The organism is Streptomyces mutomycini, assembly GCF_001700505.1.
Lineage (GTDB): Bacteria > Actinomycetota > Actinomycetes > Streptomycetales > Streptomycetaceae > Streptomyces > Streptomyces mutomycini.
The window spans coordinates 1-1,742 of sequence record NZ_MAPV01000038.1 but is presented as its reverse complement, the minus strand read 5'-3'; the positions used below and the strand labels follow the sequence as shown (position 1 = coordinate 1,742).

Here is a 1,742-nt window from a genome sequence, read left to right as displayed (position 1 = left end):
CGGCCCATGTTCCGGTCCGAGGTATGCAGAGATCTGACCCAACGTGACCGTAGTCAGGGTGCCCGTGGTGTGGGTGAATTTTCGGACAAACAGTGCTGCTTATGTGGAGACAGGAGCAGATGAGAGAAGGGTTTGGAGTGCCTGCGGGGCGACACTGACGGCGTTGGTCACAAAGCGTGATTGTCAGTGCCGACGTGGAAGATATGGGGGTGGGAAGGAGGAGAAATGACCTCTCAAAAGTCCTCTCGTGCTGGCTGTTTTCCCGCGCCGGGCGGGTGTAGATGGTGCGGTATCGATGCTCGCGCCCATGCCCGTCAATGGGTGGAAGCGGTGGGCTGGCATGCCTGGGTGACACCGACCGATGAGCAGCGCAAGGAGCGGATGCGGGCGCGTCGCGGCCAGCGGCCGGTGCCGGGTCAGTGAGCGAGTTCCTGCAGCTGAGCAAAGACATCCCTCAGCTGCTGAGGAACGTCTTCGGCCGTGGTGAGGGTGGTGACCAGGCCATTGAGCATGGCCGGCTTTCCGCTGGGGCTGGTCTCCTGCGCCTCCTGTTTGATCATGTCAAGGATGCGGGCGCTGAACTTTTTGGTGCCGCGGTGGGCGGCGAAATCGGCGGCGCTCCAGACGAGCGGGGTGGGCCGGGGCCATTTGATGTTGGCCGCGTTGGCCCAGCGCTCGTCGGTGAAGAGTTCCTCCAGCTCGTTGAAGCCCAGGCCTTCGCCGACGTAGGCCACCTGCTTTTCCAGATCGAGGCCTGCTTTGCGGAGCTTTTCGTCTTTGAAGAGCTTGTTCGTCCGGCTGTCGGCGTCGATCATCAGCATGACCGAGCGCTTGCGTTCGACGAGAGCGGGCCAGGTGTAAGGCGCCCTCGTTGTTCTCGCACGCCCATAGGGCGATGCCGGCGGCTTGCAGGGACAGGTTCTGGGAGAGGCGGAAGAGCAGTGGGATGCACTGCTGCTCGGTCTCTCCCTCCACGGCCAGGAAGCAGCGTTCGTGGAGCNNCGAGGCGCTCCACGACGGTACGCCCTTGGTTGTTGAGTCCCAGGTGTACGACGTCGGCGATGTCGACGCCGTCGATGAGGTTCATGGAATGCGTAGCCACCATGACGCTGATACGGGGCAGGGCGCACTGCTTGCGGATGATGTCCATGACCGTGCGCTGGTGGCGGTAGTCGAGGTGGGTGTCGGGCTCGTCGTAGACGACGATCGTCTGGACCGGTTCCTCGGCGTCCAGGTCGTCCGTGGCGGCCAGTTCGGCCGCTTCCAGGAGATTGCTGGTCCACTCCCAGACGGCGAGTGCGATGCGGCGGGTGCTCTCCTGGCCGGAGCGGGTCAGGTCGACGGGCTCACCGTCGGCCCGGGAGACTTCCAGCGGCGCCCTCTTGAAGCCGGTCTTGAAGGAGACTTCGGGCTTGACCTGAACACCGACGAACTCCCCGCAGTGCCGGCGGATGTGCTGGCACAGCGAGTCGGCTTCCTTCTCCAGGCGCTGAGTGATCTCCGCTTCGATCTGGCGCACCTGTCCCTGGAGTGCCTCGTCCTCGAGGTGAGTTTCGTAGCAGCTGTTCAGCGCGGTGCGCACGGCATCGTTGGGGCTCTCGTCCTTGCCGCCGAAGGAGAGAAGGCGCGGCAGGCGGGTTTCGAGCTGTTTGGGCAGCGGCTGCCACTGTTCGACCTGGGGTACGGTGCGGGCGTGAGCCGCGACAGCAGTGAGCAGGTCTTCCTTGAGGGATCCGGCCGGA

General features: G+C 64.2%; 1 protein-coding gene. It reads right to left on the bottom strand.

Annotated elements, in window-relative coordinates; all coding sequences use genetic code 11:
- Nucleotides 1-416: 416 nt before the first annotated feature.
- A complete protein-coding gene (locus tag BFF76_RS33575) occupies nt 417-821 on the bottom strand; it encodes a hypothetical protein (RefSeq protein WP_065847526.1) in 405 nt (134 codons plus the stop codon).
- Between the last annotated feature and the right edge of the window lie 921 nt (nt 822-1,742).

Excerpts from the sequence above, each read along its gene's own strand:
- BFF76_RS33575 (WP_065847526.1), bottom strand. The coding sequence starts at position 821 with ATGCTGATGATCGACGCCGACAGCCGGACGAACAAGCTCTTCAAAGAC.